Source organism: Neisseria subflava (assembly GCF_024205705.1).
In the GTDB taxonomy this organism is placed as follows: Bacteria; Pseudomonadota; Gammaproteobacteria; order Burkholderiales; family Neisseriaceae; genus Neisseria; species Neisseria subflava_D.
On the sequence record NZ_CP073115.1, the window covers coordinates 666,312 to 686,430 of the forward strand.

16 protein-coding genes and 1 pseudogene are annotated in these 20,119 nt (G+C 46.0%); 14 read left to right on the forward strand and 3 right to left on the reverse strand.

The window, feature by feature from the left end:
- Positions 1-41 precede the first annotated feature (41 nt).
- The 6 genes from KCG54_RS03255 to KCG54_RS03280 all read left to right on the forward strand — a co-directional run bounded on the left by KCG54_RS03255 (position 42) and on the right by KCG54_RS03280 (position 7,767).
- Complete coding sequence (locus tag KCG54_RS03255) at positions 42-2,240, forward strand: TonB-dependent hemoglobin/transferrin/lactoferrin family receptor (RefSeq protein ID WP_254324634.1); 2,199 nt, start codon at positions 42-44, stop codon at positions 2,238-2,240.
- 73 nt (positions 2,241-2,313) lie between these two features.
- The gene (locus KCG54_RS03260) at positions 2,314-3,105 is read left to right on the forward strand and encodes a heme/hemin ABC transporter substrate-binding protein (protein WP_254324635.1); all 792 of its coding nucleotides are present in this window, start codon (positions 2,314-2,316) and stop codon (positions 3,103-3,105) included.
- A gap of 143 nt (positions 3,106-3,248) precedes the next feature.
- The gene (locus tag KCG54_RS03265) at positions 3,249-4,190 is read left to right on the forward strand and encodes a FecCD family ABC transporter permease (RefSeq protein WP_254324636.1); all 942 of its coding nucleotides are present in this window, start codon (positions 3,249-3,251) and stop codon (positions 4,188-4,190) included.
- Positions 4,191-4,236: 46 nt separating this feature from the next.
- Positions 4,237-4,962, forward strand: a complete 726-nt coding sequence (locus tag KCG54_RS03270; RefSeq protein WP_250579990.1) for an ABC transporter ATP-binding protein — start codon at positions 4,237-4,239, stop codon at positions 4,960-4,962.
- A 274-nt stretch (positions 4,963-5,236) separates the two neighbouring features.
- The gene (hutW, locus tag KCG54_RS03275; RefSeq protein WP_250579993.1) at positions 5,237-7,057 is read left to right on the forward strand and encodes a heme anaerobic degradation radical SAM methyltransferase ChuW/HutW; all 1,821 of its coding nucleotides are present in this window, start codon (positions 5,237-5,239) and stop codon (positions 7,055-7,057) included.
- A 92-nt stretch (positions 7,058-7,149) separates the two neighbouring features.
- Positions 7,150-7,767, forward strand: a complete 618-nt coding sequence (locus tag KCG54_RS03280) for an NAD(P)H-binding protein (RefSeq protein ID WP_250579994.1) — start codon at positions 7,150-7,152, stop codon at positions 7,765-7,767.
- Between the two features lie 152 nt (positions 7,768-7,919).
- Here the strand turns inward: KCG54_RS03280 and aroG are convergent, their stop codons facing one another.
- Entirely contained in the window at positions 7,920-8,963 is a 1,044-nt protein-coding gene (gene aroG, locus KCG54_RS03285; RefSeq protein ID WP_254324637.1) for a 3-deoxy-7-phosphoheptulonate synthase AroG, read from the reverse strand.
- Positions 8,964-9,241: 278 nt separating this feature from the next.
- On the reverse strand, positions 9,242-9,919 hold the full coding sequence (locus KCG54_RS03290) for a TIGR02117 family protein (RefSeq protein WP_254324638.1): 678 nt from the start codon (positions 9,917-9,919) through the stop codon (positions 9,242-9,244).
- A 300-nt stretch (positions 9,920-10,219) separates the two neighbouring features.
- Here KCG54_RS03290 and KCG54_RS03295 point away from each other — a divergent pair, with 300 nt between their 5' ends.
- The 7 genes from KCG54_RS03295 to KCG54_RS03325 all read left to right on the forward strand — a co-directional run bounded on the left by KCG54_RS03295 (position 10,220) and on the right by KCG54_RS03325 (position 18,627).
- On the forward strand, positions 10,220-12,721 hold the full coding sequence (locus KCG54_RS03295; protein ID WP_254324639.1) for a type VI secretion system Vgr family protein: 2,502 nt from the start codon (positions 10,220-10,222) through the stop codon (positions 12,719-12,721).
- Position 12,722: 1 nt separating this feature from the next.
- On the forward strand, positions 12,723-13,451 hold the full coding sequence (locus KCG54_RS03300; protein ID WP_254324640.1) for an N-acetylmuramoyl-L-alanine amidase: 729 nt from the start codon (positions 12,723-12,725) through the stop codon (positions 13,449-13,451).
- A 17-nt stretch (positions 13,452-13,468) separates the two neighbouring features.
- Entirely contained in the window at positions 13,469-13,747 is a 279-nt protein-coding gene (locus KCG54_RS03305; RefSeq protein ID WP_254324641.1) for a hypothetical protein, read from the forward strand.
- Positions 13,748-13,920: 173 nt separating this feature from the next.
- Positions 13,921-14,457, forward strand: coding sequence for a hypothetical protein (locus tag KCG54_RS03310; protein ID WP_254324642.1), 537 nt, complete (start codon positions 13,921-13,923; stop codon positions 14,455-14,457).
- Positions 14,458-14,678: 221 nt separating this feature from the next.
- Positions 14,679-16,838, forward strand: a complete 2,160-nt coding sequence (locus tag KCG54_RS03315; protein ID WP_254324643.1) for a type VI secretion system Vgr family protein — start codon at positions 14,679-14,681, stop codon at positions 16,836-16,838.
- A complete protein-coding gene (locus KCG54_RS03320; protein WP_254324644.1) occupies positions 16,795-17,358 on the forward strand; it encodes a type IV secretion protein Rhs in 564 nt (187 codons plus the stop codon). The genes KCG54_RS03315 and KCG54_RS03320 overlap by 44 nt, the downstream gene beginning before the upstream one ends.
- Positions 17,359-18,048: 690 nt before the next feature.
- On the forward strand, positions 18,049-18,627 hold the full coding sequence (locus KCG54_RS03325; RefSeq protein ID WP_254324645.1) for a hypothetical protein: 579 nt from the start codon (positions 18,049-18,051) through the stop codon (positions 18,625-18,627).
- A 53-nt stretch (positions 18,628-18,680) separates the two neighbouring features.
- On the opposite strand, the pseudogene KCG54_RS12050 reads toward KCG54_RS03325, so the two are convergent.
- Positions 18,681-18,796: pseudogene (locus tag KCG54_RS12050) on the reverse strand (IS481 family transposase); the annotation flags it as partial.
- Between the two features lie 384 nt (positions 18,797-19,180).
- Here KCG54_RS12050 and KCG54_RS03330 point away from each other — a divergent pair.
- Positions 19,181-20,028 (forward strand): IS630 family transposase gene (locus KCG54_RS03330; protein WP_254324646.1). Its coding sequence is split into 2 segments (ribosomal slippage): positions 19,181-19,496 and positions 19,496-20,028, totalling 849 coding nucleotides; the frame shifts between segments, so codons are not numbered across the junction.
- Positions 20,029-20,119: the final 91 nt, after the last annotated feature.

Below are 20,119 nucleotides of genomic sequence, written 5' to 3' on the forward strand. Positions count from 1 at the left end.
ATAAATGCAAACCATTATTATTCAAATGATAGGGTTGTGTAATGAAAAAGAAAGCGATTGCCTGTGTAATAGGGGCGGTTTTTTCCGGACAGTTATATGCTGCTCAGATGCCGGTGGCTCAGGAAGAAATAGAGCCTGTGGTGGTTACGGCAGACCGCAATGCGCAAACCTTGGATAAAGCCGCGCCGAATGTGTCGGTTATCGGACGCAAAACTTTGAATCAAGCCTCGGCGCAGAATTTGGACGATATTGTGATGTATGAATCCGGCGTCAGCGTGCCGTCAGACAACAATCGCCGCGGTCATGCCGGTATCAATATCCGAGGCATAGACGGCAACCGCATTCTGATGATGGTGGACGGCGTGCGCATTCCCGAATCTTATGCAGGTGGCGGCTCCAACGGCGCGATTTCGGGACGCGATATGGTCGAAAGCGACACACTCAAGCAGGTCGATATTGTCAAAGGTCCTTATTCCGCGCTGTACGGTAGCGATGCGCTCGGCGGCGTGGTGAATATGGTGACGCTTTCTCCGAGTGATTTCGTCGATGAAGGCAAACGCGGTTATTTCGGTTTGAAACACGGTTACCGCAGCCGCGACCGCAGCCATGGAGTTACTGCGACTGTGGCCGGTTTCCATGAAAACGCCGAAGGCCTGCTGATGCTGACGCGCCGTCAAGGTCATGAAACCGAAAACATGGGCAGCGATACCAGCTACTCGACTGCGCGTACTGCTACCAACCCTCAGAAAAACAATGCCTACAACATCTTGGCGAAAGGCAATATCGGCAACGAACGCCACCGCTTTGAAACTTTGTACGAACAGTATTACCACGCCAACGATACAGTATTGGCAAACGGCTTGGGTTCGCAATCGCGCGGGCCGGTAACCATCGCAACATCTGAGAGCAATGCACGCGACCGTATCCGCCGTCAACGTATCGAAGCAGGCTACCGCTACACTGGTGAAGGCCGTCTGAAAGAAGCCAACCTGACTGCCTATCAGCAAAAACTGCGTACGGAAGACGATGCTGTCGATGCGAGCATTACGCGTATGGGCGCGCGCCAATTAGGTAACTCGACCCGTTATTCCGACTACGGTTTCAATCAGACCATACGCGGGCTAAACGGGCGCGGCGTGTGGGAGTTTGACGGCGCAGTCAAACAAACCGTCGTTGCCGGCGCAGAATACAAACACACCGAGACTGCCCGTCCGCGCGACAGCCTGACGGTGGACAATCTGACCGGCGCTGTCAGCAAAGTTTATGCAGGCAGCACCTATCCGAATAAAACTTTCCCCGACAGCAAGCGCAAAACGTTTAGCGTTTACGCGCAAGACAGCCTGACCTTCGGCAACGGCATCGTCCTGACTCCAGCCTTGCGTTATGAAAAAGACAAGCTGAACACGTCGACCGACCAAGCCTATCTCAACGCCAATCCCAGCGGAACAGCGACGCGCTTCAACGATTCTGCGTTTACGCCCAGCCTGCGCCTGAGTGTGCCGATGGGTGAGCAGTTCACCGGTTTCGCTACTTATTCCCAAGGCTTCCGCACGCCGCCGTTTGACAGTGCGACCATGGCGTTTGCCAACACGACCTACGGCTATGCTGTCATCCCGAATGCGAATCTCAAATCCGAACGCTCCAACAGCTTTGAATTGGGGATGAAATTTAAAAACGAACGTACCCGTGCGCAAGTTACCGCGTTCTACAACCGTTACCGCAACTTCATCAACCGCACTGAAATCGGTACCTCCACCGTTGGCAGACGCCCGATTATCCAGTACCAATATCAAAACCTTGATCACGTCAAAACCTACGGTGCTGAAGCTTCTGCCGCCTACAAATTCCTGCCGGGCTGGCAAGTCTCCGGCAGCATCGCTTGGATGCGCGGTGAGCAGCAGGACGGCAAACCGTTGGATTCCGCTTATCCGCTCAACGGCGTTTTGGGTTTGGATTACACGCAGGAAAAATGGGGTGTCGGCACCAAGCTGCGCTGGTCGAAAAAACACAGCCGCGTCAGCAGCGAGACTGTTTTTCAAGCGCCAGGTTATGGCGTATGGGATGTCGGCGCGTGGTACAAGCCGTTTAAAAACCTCGAAATCGGCGCAAACATCTACAACGTCGGCAACAAAAAATACTGGCAGCACGCAGACGTTGCCGGCATGAGCCGTACCAGTGTGATGGACTTGTACACCGAAACCGGTCGCAATTTCGCTGCAACCGTACAACTGAAGTTCTAATGTGATTCAACCGTTTTCAGACGGCCTGAGAAAACGAGCAGGCCGTCTGAAAGCATGCGACAAGGAAAAAACAATGAAACTCAAACTCCTCCTGCTTTCTGCGCTTATTTCGTTGGCCGGCACTGCACACGCACAACGCATCGTCGTGTTGACCCCCGATACGGCAGACATCGTTGCCGCGCTCGGCGCATTGGACGAAATCGTCGGCCGCGATCAGACCGTTCAAAATCCGGCGTTGAAAAACAAGCCCAGTATCGGCATTCATCGCCGCCTGACGGTTGAACCGATTGTGGCCGCCAAACCCGACATCGCCATCGGTTCATGGATGGCACAGCCTGCCGATATTTTTGCCCACCTGCAAAAAGCAGGCATTAAAGCCGTCAATGTTGCGCCAGACGACAGCATCGCCGCCTATCCGCAAAGTATCCGCAACATCGGTCAGCTTATCGGCAAAAGCGCGCAGGCGGACAAGTTGGCCGGTAAGTGGCAGGCGGATATGAAACAGCAGCCTTCCAGCGGCAAACGCTACCTCTTCAGTTACGACGGGCGCATCGTATCGGGCAAGAATACCGCTGCCGACGAAATCATCCGCCGCGCCGGCGGTATCAATGCCGCAGCCGCCATTGACGGCCTCAAACCGATGACGCGTGAGGCATGGATTGCGGCCAAACCCGACATCATCATTATTGCCGACCACAACACCGCCATGATAGGCAACGTCAAAACCTTTGCCGCACGCCCCGAAATCGCCGGCTCGCCTGCCGCGAAAAACGGCAAGATTTATTTGTGGAAGGCCAACGATATGTTCCGTTACGGGCTGGATACGCCGCAAGTGATTCAGCGTTTGCACGGTTTGGCGAAATAAACGCGCCTGTTTTGAAAACCCTTGCCCGATTTTTGTTTTCAGACGGCCTTGATTTGTTCCTTCTTATTGAGGAGGAAGCAAAACGGTTGTCTTAAAAATGCCGTCTGAAACCGTTCCTCAATCCGTTTAAACCGCATGATGTCATGAAACCGCATACCCTTACCCTTTGCCTGCTGCTTACTGCCGCCGCTGTTTATTTGTGCTGCGGCATCGGCTTTGGTACGTGGGAGTCGCCGCTGGCGATGGATGAAACCGTCCGCCAAATCCGTTTACCGCGCATCTATACCGCGCTTTTGGTCGGAGCCGGTTTGTCCGCTTCGGGGGCAGCATTGCAGGCTTTATTTGAGAATCCGTTGGCCGATCCGAGTTTGATCGGGACATCGGGCGGGGCGGCCTTGGGCGTGATTGTGTTATTGGCTCTGGGTGGCGGCGCGATGGGTGTACCAGCGGCGGCTTTTCTCGGTGCATTGGGTGTGTGCCTGCTGATTTTGGCGGTACACAAACTGCTTGGTGGCGGTACTTTGGGATTGCTGGTGTTGGGGTTTGTATTGAGCGCGTTTTCGGGCGCGGTGGTCAGCATGATTTTGTTTTTATCTGACGATTTGGTATTGCGCAGCGCGACCACATGGCTGTCGGGCAGCCTTGCCGAAGCCGGTTTCTCATCGCCTGTCGCGGCAATCGCGGTCATGTTGCCCGGTTTTCTGATTTTGCTGTCGGCAGGCAGGCGGCTGGACGTTTTGATGACGGGCGAAGACACGGCTGCCAGTATGGGTGTATCAGTTGCGGCATTGCGTGTGCAAACCGTAATTGGCGCGGCATTGATGACAGGGGCGGCGGTATCGCTTTCTGGCATCATCGGTTTTCTCGGCATGATGATCCCCAATGTGCTGGCGCAAGCCGTCGGTGGCAGCCGCCGTAAACTGATTGCGCTGTCGGCTTGGTTGGGCGCAGTGTTTTTAATGGTGGTGGACGGCGCGGCGCGCTGGCTGACATACCCTGTCGATCTGCCGGTCGGTATCGTGATTGCCTTATTGGGCGGACCGTTTTTTATGTATTTGTTTATCAAGCCTTTGAAAAGCCGTTGATGCCTAAACAGGCCGTCTGAAACTTCATTGCCCCATATCTTTTGCCATGCACACCTTATTTCAAATCTGTAATCTTTCCGTCCGCGTCCAAGACAAAACCCTGCTTGAAATCGATCAACTGGATATACCTTCGGGCATGACCGTCATTATCGGCCCGAATGGCGCAGGCAAATCTACTTTGCTGCGGGCCTTAATCGGGCAAACAGGGCAGGGAGGAATCACGCTTTTCGGTGAGGCCGTTGCGCCGCAAATCCGCGCGGGCAGGGTGGCATGGGTCGGGCAGCATGGCCGTTACAATATGCCAATGACCGTACGCGAATACATTGCGTTGGCGTCATTCGTACAAAAAGGCCGTCTGAACCATGAATGGGCGGACGAGTTGCTCGATTATTTTGATTTGACGGCATTGGCGGATAAGCGCATCGGTAAGCTTTCAGGTGGCGAGCAACAACGCGCCAACATCATCCGCGCCCTGTTGCAAAACGCGCCGGTCTTGCTTTTGGACGAACCGTGCAACCATCTCGATATCCGCCACCAACACCGCCTGATGCAGTATTTGGTCGGGCATTCAAACCGTGCTTCATCAATGATGGTATTGCACGATTTAAACCTCGCCGCGCGTTATGCGGAACATATTATTTTGATGAATAAGGGAAAAGTCGTTGCATCAGGCAAGGTGGGCGAAGTGATGCGCCCTGATTTGCTTGAATCGGTTTACGGTTGGCAGATACGCCGTTGCGAAGATGAGGCAGGGTTTTATTTCAGAAGCTGAGCGCCAACAGGCCGTCTGAAAAATGATAAAGAAAATTTATTTTATCGTTCAAAAATAAAACGAGATGGGAGAATGTTCCCGACTTGAAGAACCAAATTTTGCGCATTTCACAAGTAAAATGCCGATTTCCATCAAATAGAAATATATTTTATTATTTATAGAATACAATATTTTAAAATAATACTGATTTTTAATTACACAAAAATATTGACAAGAAAATGATGATGGTTATTTAATATATAAATCTTATTAATAATTTTTATTAATCATTATCATGGTACAGCAGCTTGTTTGGACTCCGAAACAATCCGCGCCCAAGGCATTTCCCGAACGTCAGGCATTAATGCCCGTTTGGGGCGGTATTCCAATGCCGCGTCCCCAGTGGCAGAACATTTGGAAGAAAAAGCTTCCCCATGCAACTGATGTGGACGCGCTTGCTTATCTGCATATTCCATTTTGCGCCAACCATTGCGTTTTTTGCGGCTTCTACCGTAATGCGTGGAAGGATAGCCAAAGCAGCGTGTACACCGACAAAATTATCGAAGAAATGGCCGCTGAAGCCGAAGTCCGTACAGGCAAGGGCAAAATCCGAGCCGTTTATTTCGGGGGCGGTACGCCGACCGCGTTGCTTACGGAAGACCTCGTCCGCCTGATTCGTGCCTGCTACCAATATCTGCCGCTTGCCGAAGATTGCGAGTTCACCATCGAAGGGCGCATGAGCCATTTCGATTTGGAAAAAGCACAGGCCTGCATCGAAGCAGGGGCCAACCGAATTTCCATCGGCGTACAAACTTTCAATACCGCCATCCGCCGCCGTCTCGGCCGCAAACACAGCGGAGACGAGGCGTTTGAATATTTGGCAAAATTGTGCGAACTCGATACCGTGATTGTGGCCGATTTGATGTTCGGCCTGCCCAATCAAACCGATGAAGTTTGGCAAAACGATATCGCCCGCGCCGCCGAGCTGCCTCTGTCCGGTCTGGATACGTACGCGTTCAACCTTTATCCCATGCTGCCCATCAACCGCATGATTGAAAAAGGCGCATTTCCGACACCGCCGGGCTTTGATATTCAGGCAGACCAATATGCCTACACGGTTGAAACACTGCTGGAAAAAGGCTGGGAACAGGTCAGCAACAGCCACTTTGCCTATCCCGGCCGCGGAGAGCGCAACCGCTACAATACCCTGATCAAATCCGATATTTCCTGTTTAGCATTCGGCTCCGGAGCAGGCGGTAACTTTGGAGGTTTCAGCTATCAGGTGCAGGGCGATTTGGAGAGTTATCTCGCCACGCCGAAAGGCGAGAAAAACATCGCATTTATGAGCGGCCATAGTCCAAATAAAGCACTGCTCAGCAAAGTCCAGCACGATATTGAAACAGGCCGTCTGAATCCATTATTGTTTGACGGCAACAAAGCAGCGCAAAAGCTGATTGCCCAATGGCAGGAAATGCAGCTTTTTAAAGAACCTGATTCAGACGGCATTATCCGTTTGAATACCAGCGGCCGTTATTGGTCGCCCACCCTTATCCGCAAACTCATGCTCACTCTTCCGACTCAAGAAAAGGATCAAACCATGCAAAAACTTTCAGCCGAACAACAAACCATGTTGCGCCAATCATTAGAAAAAAATCCCGGCCAAGTACTGGAAATGCTGGCAGCGCAAAACCAATGCAGTTTTGAAGACGTTATCCGCTGCCTGCCTGAAGAGAACGTGCGCCAAACCGAAGGCAGCCGCATAGTCGAAATCCTCCAAGCCGTTGCCGCATGGGATGAATCCGTTACCTTCATCGCCCACACCCCCGATGCCATCGTCGAAGTCAGCGGCAAACTGCCTAACGGCAAAGTCGGCCGCGGTTTCTACAACTTTGACCATCCCGAAACCGAGGGCGGTGTACACGGCCACATCTACTATGAAAACTGCGCCTCCATCTACCTTTTGGAACGCCCGTTTATGGGTAAAGCCACTTGCTCGCTCAACTTTATCAACCGCAACGGCGGCGCCATGTTTAAAATTTTCGTCGGCCGCGATGAGGCAGGCGAGTTGAAACAACACCAAATCGAAGCCATGCGCAAATTGTTTGATGCCGCTTAAACGGTTTCAGACGGCCTGATAATCCGTTCCTTGTTGCATAGAGGAGCGGATTTTCTAACAACAAACATTTACCATACAAAGGAACCCCAAACATGCAACTCATCTTCGGAGCCAACGGCCCGTCCGGCCGCGCCTATATACGCACATTGACTGACTCAGCCGATACCGTCGCCGTATTGAGAAGGCCGTCTGAAGACAGCTTTTTTGCCGAACACAATATTCAAACCGTCGTCGCCGATGCGCTTGATGCCGACGCGCTCGATAAAGCGTTGGCACAATATCGTCCTGATACCGTGATCAGTTTTGTCGGCGGCAAAAACGAAGAGGGCATCCGCAGCGATGCGCTGGGCAATATCAACATCATTGCCGCTACGAAAGCCGCCAATCCGCAAGCCCGCTTTGTACTGATTACCAGCATGGGTTGCGGTGAACAATGGGACATGATGAGCGAGCCGTTCAAACAGGCACTCGGCGAAGCCGTCCGTGCCAAAACAGAAGCCGAAATCTATCTCAAACAAAGCGGTTTGAATTGGACCATCTTGCGCCCCTGCGGCCTTGCCGATGGCGAAGATAATGCCTATACCTTGACACAAAATGCCCAAGAAATTCCGCAAAAATACATGACGCGCAACGGCTTGGCCGCTGCCGTTGCTGCCATTGTCGGCCAAGCGGACAGCAAGGGCGAAACGTATAGCGTTGGTGCGGCATAAACGGATTGAGTAGGCCGTCTGAAACTGTCTTTTAATTGTTTCAGACGGCCTGATTTTTTATTAACATACTGTTTTTATTATGAATCAAAGAAATTAAAATAACAGACACAAAAAAGACCGGAACATATCCGGTCTTTTTAATGATTTCGCACTTACGCTTGGTAACCTTTCGCTTCGGCAAGCAGGGCCAGCAATTCTTCAGTCGTATCCCAACCGATGCAGGCATCCGTAATACTTTGACCGTAAACTTCTGGCTTGTCCTGACGGCCTTCAACCAAGTGGCTTTCCACCATCACGCCCATAATGTTTTCTTCACCAGCTTTCAGTTGCGCCGCAACATCGTGCGCTACATCCATTTGTTTGCGGAAGTCTTTACGGCTGTTGGCATGGCTGCAGTCCACCATCAGTTTGCTGCTCACGCCGGCTTTTTGAAGCTGCGCAACCGCGTCTTTAACGTGTTCCGCGCTGTAATTAGGCTCTTTACCGCCACGCAAAATCGTATGGCAGTCAGGGTTGCCGCTGGTGTGGACAATCGCAGAATGACCGGCTTTGGTTACAGACAGGAAGTGGTGCGGATGATTGGCGGCGCCGATGGCGTCGATGGCGATTTTCAGATTGCCGTCCGTACCGTTTTTAAAACCGACAGGGCAGGAAAGGCCGCTGGCCAATTCGCGGTGTACCTGGCTTTCAGTCGTACGCGCCCCAATCGCGCCCCAAGAAATCAGGTCGGCGTAGTATTGCGGCGTAATCATGTCCAAGAATTCAGTCGAAGCAGGCATGCCCATTTCGTTCAAAGTAAGCAACAACTGACGCGCTTGGCGCAGGCCGTAATTGATGTCAAACGTACCGTCCAAGTGCGGATCGTTAATCAGACCTTTCCAGCCAACGGTTGTACGCGGTTTTTCAAAATACACGCGCATTACAATCAGCAGCTCTTTCTCATATTTTTTGCGCAAGGGCAGCAATTTTTGCGCATATTCAACCGCCGCCTTAGTATCGTGAATCGAACATGGGCCGATGATGACCAGCAAACGGTTGTCGCGGCCGTGAACCAAATCCGAAATCTCATGACGTGTTTTATAAACCAAATTGGCAACCTGAGGCGTAACAGGCAGCTCATACAAATGTGCGATTGGAGGGAGTAACTCTTTGACTTCTTTGATCTTAATATCGTCAGTAGGGTAGTGTTGGGACATGATGGACTCTCTTGTTTATTTTTGATACAGGTTACAGGTTTTAGCAGAATTAAACAAGGCTTGATTTTTTATTTTAGCAATTTTATTCTAAAATTTCTTTATTTTAATTATTTTATGGAATTTAAAATCAGTTTATCTGTTAGAATTAATATTTAATGCTATTTAGAAATTTCATTTATATAATAAAGGGCTTTGGGTTTTTATCAAAATACAGGCCGTCTGAAAATGTTCAGACGGCCTGAAGTCTTACATAGACCAAAAATTGAGAAGCGTGAAGGCTATCGGTATTGTTCCAGCAAGGGTGAAGAAAAAGGAGTCCAATAAACTCCTTTCAGGCCGCTTTCCACCAATTTGTCATTCAACCAAGTGTTACAAGTATTGAATAAATGATAGCGCCCTTTGGCTTCGTAAAAAGCATCGTTAGATTGATGATGGATTCCTTTTAGCAAGATGGGGTGCCCATTTTTTTGTTGAAAACCGGCCAAGAGCGATTTTGTTAAATTCCTGTATTGCTCAGGCGTGACCAAAAATTTGACGACGTGGCTATTTTCTCGTGGTTCAAAAGAATAATAAGTAACATGAATCAGCGTACGGTTCAGCCCGCTTAATGCACCTAAGGCATTGGAGAACGTCAAATCTTTCCACTCAGGCGTGTATAAATAAAAATTGCGCTCCCCCCAGCCTAAACCGATATGCGTTATCTGAGGATCAGCAGTGAGCGTGTCTTTTGGATTGACGATATCCGACCAATCAAAAATATCATTCTTTAGCGGCATGACTACATCAGTATGTACGCCGTTACTGACTAAAAATAAAGTAATTTCCCCCTTGGGTTGCTCTTCATTAAGCGGCAATGAAGCCATCATCCAAGCAGATAAAAAATACAATAGGGCAAAAATAGGGATAATCAGCGCTATTTTGCCGATTTTCTTAAGGATGTGAAGGAAGGAGCGCATTCGTTTTTTTAAAGGCAATTAAGTTTGAAGGTGTGTATTTTCCATTAAATTTGTACTTTTTTCATTAGAAATGAGTGGGCGATATAGTTATTAAAAAAATAGTTAGATTTAGAAGTTGATTCACGCAAATTTCTTAAAAATTTAATTGGAGAGAGTTTTAAAGTTTGTTGATAAGGGGATTAAAATCAACTGGATTTATTACCTTTCAGACGGCCTTTTTCCATTTATCCCATTCGCTTTACCATCAGCATAATCCCAGTTAATATATCAAATTCATTGTCATTTTAAAATTTTTCTGTCATGACCGCCCGCCAATCCTACCACCTCACCTTCGCCCGTTTCTCCCCCTCACTTTCAGTCCGCTCCTCCAGCGCATCCGAAGCGGTCAATACCGCTTACCGTGTTGAAATCACCGCTACCTCGACCGATTCCTCGCTGCCGCTGTCTTCCTACCTCAACCAGCGCGCAGCGTTTGAGATTCGTCCGCAAGAAGGTTTACTGTCGGAAGTGGCCGAAGTATTCGGGTCTGCTTCAGACGATCCCCCGGCAAAGCAATGGCAGGGCATTATCACCTCATGCGAGAAGTTGTCGGTTTCCAAGGATGAAACCGTTTACCGCTTTGTTTTAGAGCCGCGCTTCGCGGCTTTAAAACATTTCCAAACTTCCCGGCTGTTCCAACACCAAACCGTCCCCGACATCGTTGCCGCCGTCTTCAAACACCACGGTTTCTCCGGCGTCGACTACCGTTTTCAAAAGAGCCGCAACTACGCTGTACGCGAGTATGTCACCCAATATCTCGAAAGCGACTTCGACTTTATCAACCGTCTGTGTGAAGAAGAGGGTATCTGGTATGCCTTCGAACAGCATGAACAACATGGTGACGTAGTCGTCTTCGGCGACAGTCCCGAACACTATTTGCGCAGCCAAGGCCTACCCGTTTCCTACCGACCCCATGCCGGATTGGAGAGTGTCGGTACCGAAGCACTCTTTAACTTAAGCATCCGCCACAACCCCATTGTCGAAGGCATACGCACGGCCGACTACAACTACCGCAGTGCCGATACCGACCTATTTGCCGAAACCGACAACAAACAGTCGGAAGAATCAGCCGACAATACCGTTTTATTGGGCAAACAACAGCATTGGGGCCTTCATCCCAAAACAACCGACGAAGCCCAAGTTCAGACGACCCTGTTGAACGAAGCCAACCTCTGCCGCCAAACCGTTGCAGCCGGCAGCGGCAACGTCGTCTCCATGACGCCGATGAAGGTGTTCCAAACCGATGTCTCCTTCCCCGAAGCCCCCGACGGCTGGCTGGTACTTTCCATGGAGCACAGCGGCAGCCGCGATACCGCCTACAGCCATACCTTTACCGCCATCCCCGCCCAACTCGCCTACCGTCCTGAACGCATCACCCCGCGTCCGCATATCGACGGTACCTTACCGGCACGGGTCACTGCGGCAGAAAACTGCACCTATGCCTATATCGACGATATGGGCCGCTACCGCGTCAAACTCCCGTTTGACCTGGACGAATGGAGTCCCGGCGGGGAAAGCCGTCCCGTCCGACTGGCTAAACCCTATGCCGGTCCCGAATACGGCATTCACTTCCCCTTACACGAAGGCACCGAAGTGATGCTGTCCTTCGTACAAGGTAATCCCGACCGTCCGTATATCTCCGGTGTCATGCACGACAGTGCCCATACCGACCATATCCCTGCCGATTGGAACACAAGAAACGTTATCCGTACCTGGGCGAACAACAAACTCAGGATGGAAGACCTGCAGGGTCAGGAACACATCAAACTTGCCACCGACTATCAGAAATCCCAACTCAACCTCGGCCATATCGTCGACAGTAGCAGGGAGAAACGCGGAGAGAACGGCGAAGGCTTCGAATTGAGAACCGACGGCTGGGGCGCGGTACGGGCAGGTAAGGGCATACTCGTCAGCGCACAAAACCAGGATGCCAATGGCAAAGTACTGGATATGGACGATGCCATCGCACAGATCGAACAGGCTCTCTCCCTGGCCAAAAGCCTGAACAAAGCCGCCCAAACCGCAAACAACCATAACACCGATGAAGAAACCCAAAGAGGCCGTCTGAAAGACGCCCTCAAAGACCTGAAAGAAGCCGGTTTGATCCAAACCGCCCCGGCCGGCATTGCTACCGCAACCCAACAAAGCCAACTGCATACCGCCAATGAAAACATCCACCTGGTCAGCGGCAACCATACCGACATTACTGCCGGACAAAGCCTGACCGCCCATGCGGCAGAGAGTCTGAACCTGTTTGCGCAAAGCAGCGGCATCAAGGTACAGGCCAATCAGGGCAAAGTGGAAGTACAGGCACAGAATGACGAGCTGCAGCTGAATGCACTGAAGGATGCGACGTTAACCAGCAGCGCAGGGAAAGTTACCATTGCAGCGAAGGAAGAGATTCTGATTACCTGCAAAGGGGCGTATATCAAGCTGAGCAACGGGGAAGTTGAGATCGGGAGTCCGAAGGTGGTGCGGGTGAGGGCGCCGTTGGTGGTGGGTGAATCGGCAAAACGAGATTTTGATTTCTTCTCTATCAAAGATTTTCCTTTATACAAAGCAAAATTGCTTGTGAAAAATAGCGAAACAGGAGAGCCCATAAAGCAACGTAAATGTATTGTCAAATTCTTATCCGGTGATAAAAAAATATTATCTACAGATAATAATGGTTTTTTGTATTTAAAATCATTACAATCCGATGTAGTTTCAGTACATGTATTATTTGAAGCTCCCAAAAGAATTTTAAAACCAAATGAGGTATAAAATGGCTGAAAAAAATACGAAATTAATTTTATCTAATGATCGTGATGTCAAAACAAGTGAAATAACTGTGAATGATCGGGCTGCCACAAGGAAAGCTATTATTAATTATTTAGAAAAATTTTTACCAGTAATTTCTAAAAATAAATTTTTGGAGCGTTCGGAATGGGGAGCACGAGCGGCTAATAATGGTTTAGAAGATGAGTGGGATTACACATCAATAGTCATCCACCACCAAGGGAATTCACCACAACATATATGTTCTGCAACGTATGGTGCTTTACGTGAAGTACAAAATAACCACATGGATAAAAAAGATTTTTCAGATATCGGTTATCACTACGCAGTAGATTGTACAGGAGTTATTGCAGAAGGCAGAGATATAAGATTCAAAGGTTCTCATGTTAATAAAAATAATGCTAAAAAAATAGGTATTCTCTTATTAGGAGATTTTTCAAAACCAGGAGAAGCTAAACTTTCTTTTAAAGATTTTAGTACATGGACTGATCAATTTGATTCTGATTATATGAGAAAGATACCTGATGCACAATTAGCTGCTCTAAAAGTTTTAATCAAATGCCTGAATAATTTTTTCGAAATCAGTGAGTTAGGAGGGCATAAAGAATTTGCTTTATCTAACGATACTCGGACATGTCCAGGTAGTGTTGCTATGGAGAAAATAGTTGAGTTAAGAAAAGAATTTAGATTAAATAAACCAACTAAAGTTAAATAAACAGATAAGGAAATTTTATGAATAAAATGCTATTTTTTATTTTTATTTCATTGTATTTGTTTATCGGTATTGTTTATAGGATAGGAGAATTTGATAATAATTATATATTATTTTTAAAAAAACCGTGGTCATTTCAGAGCTTATACTATGATTCTATTGGGGAGCGTGATATACAAGATGTACCTAAAGGGCAATTGAAACAATTCCTATTATATTGTGATGCTAATATTTTTGATCAATTTCCATGTACTGTAGAGACAAAAGAGGAAGTTAAAAAATATTTGAGTGAACACTAATTTTAGAGATCCAAAATCATTTGGTAGAAAAGTATCTTTCATTTGCCTATTCAGATGCCTATTCAGATTTCTCTTTAATATTTCAAGAAGGGCAATAGCTAAGGGCTTTTATCGGAAAGGAAGAGATTTTTATTCATTTTAAGTTTTCTTAATTGTTTTAAGAGGATAAAGATATGAGTAGAGGCATATTTTATTTTGTTATCTTAATGATAAGTATTAAGGTATATGGAATTTCACCATCCCCATATTCTAATAATGATATAAATATAATAATAAAAAACAATATGTTGTGTATTTATACTGATAAGAAAAATCTTTTAGGTAATTATTTGCTAGGTGTGGGTTTTTTTGATTCAGACTTAGGAGAATATAGATCTTGGTATTATGAAAATTCATTTGATAAAAACTATCCAAATAAAGAAAATTGTATTGTTACAGATAATAATAATTTTGATGGTATAGTATTAAAAAGTAATGAAGTCTATGATATCACGCTTCAGCCAAATACGTATGGATATGCTGATTTCATTGGTATGAAAAATTATTATTGCATAATAGAGGAAGATGGAAAGGTTAAAGTAGGTTCTATTGACTCATCCTCTAGAAAATGTAGAAATAGAACTGATTTCCTTGAAAATAATACAATGATAGGAATACAAGAAAGTTGGTTTGATTCATTAATTAAATGGTTTAAAAATTTATGGAAATGATGAAAAAAATGGACTGATTTTGCAGAAACAGATAATTTCGTCACAAGGCGAACAAGCATAGATACAGTCCATCCTATTAAACCCGAATGACCTACTGTTTCAGAAAGCCAAAGAAGAATCCTGTATTACTATGCCGATAATCTGAATCTGCATTTTACTCTTGGGCATGAGGCTTGGATCTTTGGATTGTGCAGTTTGGTTATCATCAATAGGAAGAGACCTTGGGCAATTCCCGCCTGTTTCAAAACCAAACCGTCCCCGACATCGTTGCCGCCGTCTTCAAACACCACGGTTTCTCCGGCGTCGACTACCGTTTTCAAAAGAGCCGCAACTACGCTGTACGCGAGTATGTCACCCAATATCTCGAAAGCGACTTCGACTTTATCAACCGTCTGTGTGAAGAAGAGGGTATCTGGTATGCCTTCGAACAGCATGAACAACATGGTGACGTAGTCGTCTTCGGCGACAGTCCCGAACACTATTTGCGCAGCCAAGGCCTACCCGTTTCCTACCGACCCCATGCCGGATTGGAGAGTGTCGGTACCGAAGCACTCTTTAACTTAAGCATCCGCCACAACCCCATCGTCGAAGGCATACGTACGGCCGACTACAACTATCGCAGTGCCGATACCAACCTCTTTGCCGAAACCGACAACAAACAGTCCGAAGAATCTGCCGACAATACCGTCTTATTGGGCAAACAGCAGCACTGGGGCCTTCATCCTAAAACAACCGACGAAGCCCAAGTTCAGACGACCCTGTTGAATGAAGCCAACCTCTGCCGCCAAACCGTTGCAGCCGGCAGCGGCAACGTCGTCTCCATGACACCGATGAAGGTGTTCCAAACCGATGTCTCCTTCCCCGAAGCCCCCGACGGCTGGCTGGTACTTTCCATGGAACACAGCGGCAGCTGCGATACCGCCTACAGCCACACCTTTACCGCCATCTCCGCCCAACTCGCCTACCGTCCCGAACGCATCACCCCGCGTCCGCATATCGACGGTACCTTACCGGCACGGGTCACTGCGGCAGAAAACTGCACCTATGCCTATATCGACGATATGGGCCGCTACCGCGTCAAACTCCCGTTTGACCTGGACGAATGGAGTCCCGGCGGGGAAAGCCGTCCCGTCCGACTGGCTAAACCCTATGCCGGTCCCGAATACGGCATTCACTTCCCCTTACACGAAGGCACCGAAGTGATGCTGTCCTTCGTACAAGGTAATCCCGACCGTCCGTATATCTCCGGTGTCATGCACGACAGTGCCCATACCGACCATATCCCTGCCGATTGGAACACAAGAAACGTTATCCGTACCTGGGCGAACAACAAACTCAGGATGGAAGACCTGCAGGGTCAGGAACACATCAAACTTGCCACCGACTATCAGAAATCCCAACTCAACCTCGGCCATATCGTCGACAGTAGCAGGGAGAAACGCGGAGAGAACGGCGAAGGCTTCGAATTGAGAACCGACGGCTGGGGCGCGGTACGGGCAGGTAAGGGCATACTCGTCAGCGCACAAAACCAGGATGCCAATGGCAAAGTACTGGATATGGACGATGCCATCGCACAGATCGAACAGGCTCTCTCCCTGGCCAAAAGCCTGAACAAAGCCGCCCAAACCGCAAACAACCATAACACCGATGAAGAAACCCAAAGAGGCCGTCTGAAAGACGCCCTCAAAGACCTGAAAGAAGCCGGTTTGATCCAAACCGCCCCGGCCGGCATTGCTACCGCAACCCAACAAAGCCAACTGCATACCGCCAATGAAAACATCCACCTGGTCAGCGGCAACCATACCGACATTACTGCCGGACAAAGCCTGACCGCCCATGCGGCAGAGAGTCTGAACCTGTTTGCGCAAAGCAGCGGCATCAAGGTACAGGCCAATCAGGGCAAAGTGGAAGTACAGGCACAGAATGACGAGCTGCAGCTGAATGCACTGAAGGATGCGACGTTAACCAGCAGCGCAGGGAAAGTTACCATTGCAGCGAAGGAAGAGATACTGATTACCTGCAAGGGGGCGTATATCAAACTGAGCAACGGGGAAGTGGAAATCGGAAGTCCGAAGGTGGTGCGGGTGAGGGCACCGTTGGTGGTGGGTGGGCCAAACAGCATATTAAATAAAGTGTTTCTTCCTGTTCATCGTTACGTACAACAATTTTTATTGAAAGATGAACAAGGTAAAATTTTACCTAAGGTAAAATATGAAATATATAAAGGTGAGGAGTTACTCATTAAAGGGAAAATAGATAATGAAGGGCTAACTGCCTTTGTTGGAACTGAAAATTCAGAAAATATTAGAATTTGCATTATAGCTAAGGAAGAAAATTATGGGTGTTGTGAAAGAGCAAACGAGTCAGACATACATGTTTAATGGCAATACGGTTTTTCCAGTAGATTTGACAGTTGAGACAAAAAGAAAACTGACGAAGAATGAAGTCAATCTAGCAAAGTTAGTGTATCAAGATTCCATTCCTTACGACAAGGTATGGATAATCCAAGGAGGTCTTTTGGAGATGCCGAATATCTCAAACAATGCGATGACTCCATTTGGAAATATTTATCTTCCTAACCAACATTATGACAATATTTCAGACTTCACGATAAATACAAAATCAGATAATATACGATGGTTTATACATGAAATGGCACATGTCTGGCAATATTATGCTATGGATTTAAGTGTGGCTTGCAGAGGGATTGCTCTTCAAGTAAAAGGAGGATATGATTCTGATGCAAAGGCTTATGTATATGATTTATTTGGATCAGATGCAAAAAAGGAGTTTAAAGATTTTAATATTGAGCAGCAAGCACAAATAATTGCTCACTATTTTTGGGTAAAACATTATCCAACAACAGCAAAAAGCTATTTGTCGTATTTTCTAATTAGGTAACAACAAAATCGAAAGTATATTTTGAGGAATTTTTTGATAAATCCTAAAAATAAAATTCTCAAATCTATACACTGGGGGAAAAATTATCGATAGAAGATTTGATGAAATTTAATATTATGGGTATCTTAAATAACCAAAGGTATCCATAGTACAGTATAAATTATCTTTATAAGAAAATTGTTAAATGCAATAACAATAAGAGCAAACTGATCGAGCTATATCCATCGAGCTATATCCTAGGAAGTTTACTGCTTGAAATGTAATTTAATTAGTATAAATATAATTTCTTTTAAACTCAATAGGTTAAATTCAAATGGAATTGGAAAGATCTGGCTGAAAAAGGAAATGTGGTCACTGATCCGTAGTCATTTAGCCACATTAACTACTGTTCAACTAGACAAAATATCTGCGTATACGTGTAAGCCCTAAAATTGGTTTTATAATAAAGATACTAATTTAGCATCAGAATGCATCATTTCCCAAAATTAAAATTTATTGTTGTATTTTAGCTGTATTTTTATTTTTCATAATGATAACTTTTGAGCTTTTATCAAACGGTTTGTCATATATTTTTCTATCTGAAATGGTTAGTGGTGCTTTTGTAGTATAAGCAGCTGTATCTATACGGTTTATGTGGAGATGATGGTCATTAATGTTTAATTGTGTACCAATTTAATCTAGAGAATTTCTATGTATATAAAGTTATTTTATGCACTATCAATTTTGTTATTTTCATTTAATTGTAATGCTTTTTCCAATGCTCCTGATGCAGATGGTGTAGTCAGTTTTAGGATTATTAATAATACTCCGTGTCTTTATATTGAAAGAGTTGACTTGATTGGTGCGTATTTTATAGATATATCACAAGGTAATGCAGATAATATGTATAGCATATTCTATGAAAATACATTTGAAGAAAATTATCCAACTAAAGAAAAATGTATTATGTTGAATTCTTCAAACTTCCCAAACCTAAAATTAAAAGATAGACAGATTTATGCAATTAGTCTGCGCCCTGATCCAAATAAAAATTTACAATTTAACATCGTGCCAAACTTTATAGGTTTTGGTGATACTATTTGCCTCAAAAAAGATGATAATAATCAATTTATAATACAAGATTATACTAGAGGAAAATGTGTCGATAGAGCGTCTATTAAAATTAAACAGGACGAACAATCTATAAATGAAAATTCTTTAAAAGAAGAGAAGATGAGCTGGTTTGAGTGGTTTATTCAATGGATAAAAAAGATACTATGGAATACATAAAGCGTATAAAGCTCCAATACAAAGGACTTTTATATTGTAGAATATAACCATTTATAGAAATTAACAAAGTGGTACAGTTCCTTTTTTTGATACTCTGGACTATCAAACGACTGTTTCTCATGTCACATTTCATCAGAGTATGAATAATCCACGCTGCCTTGCAGTTGGTTTACGGACAGGTAATCCAAGACTTTATGTAAAAAATTTTCTACTCGACAGCCAAAACCGAAACACAGGATTTCGGCTGTTTCTGTTTCAAATCCCATTTTATTTTTTCCAAACTCCACTTTATCTTCCCATAACGGGTATCAGGATTACTTTTTAGGTTTGAATACATCGTTTTCAGATAATTTTAAGTACTCACTTTACAGACCACCCGGGAATAACTGAATTTATGGTGTCACTTAAATTGAGAAAAACGCGGAGAAAATGATGAAGGATTCAAACTTAGAACCAATGGTTGGGGTGGTACAGGCTAGCAAAGGTATTCTTGTCAGCGTATATAGTCAATTAAAAACAAAATAGTACAATACTCAACTTTGAAGGTCTAACCATGGCATATTCTACGGACTTAAGAAACAAAGCTTTAAACTATTACGAACAATGCAAAAACATCAGCCAAACCGCAGCAACGTTTAACTTGTCAAGAAACACGCTTTACTTATGGATTCGCCTTAAAAAACAAACAGGCAGCCTAAAACATCAAGTTACCGGTCTAAATGCCGTCAAATTGGATAGGCAAAAACTGGCTCAATATGTTGAGCAACACCAGGATGCCTATCTGCATGAAATCGCTAAACATTTTGATTGTACGCCAGCCGCCGTTTGCTATGCACTCAAACAGATGGGGATGACGCGCAAAAAAAGACCACCACTTACAAAGAACAAGACCCGGCCAAAGTAACGCATTATTTGACACAGCTGGCCGAATTTTCCGACTACCAACGTGTTTATTTGGATGAAACAGGATTTGACCGCTACCTGTTCCGTCCCTATGCCCGCAGCCTAAAAGGGCAAATAGTGAAAGCGCAGATAAGTGGAAAAAGATACCGACGCTTATCTCTGGTGTCCGCACAAGTCGGCAACCGGCTGATTGCTCCGATGGTTTATCAAAATACGATGACCGGAGTCTTTTTTGAAGCGTGGTTTCAGCAATGCCTACAGCCCACATTGACTCAAAAATCGGTGATTATTTTAGATAATGCACGATTTCACCGTATGGGTGTCTTACGGGAAATGGCGGAAAAATTGGGACATAAGGTATTGCCTCTTGCACCTTATTCACCTGAGCTCAACCCGATTGAGAAGGTGTGGGCGAATATTAAGCGGTATCTGAGAACCGTTTTGTCTGATTACGCTCGATTTGACGATGCACTATTATCCTATTTTGATTTTAATTAACTATAAAACTAGGATGCCAACAGTAAAGTGCTGGATATGGATGGTTCCATAGCGTAGATTGAACACGCACCCTCTTTGGTCAAAAGCCTGA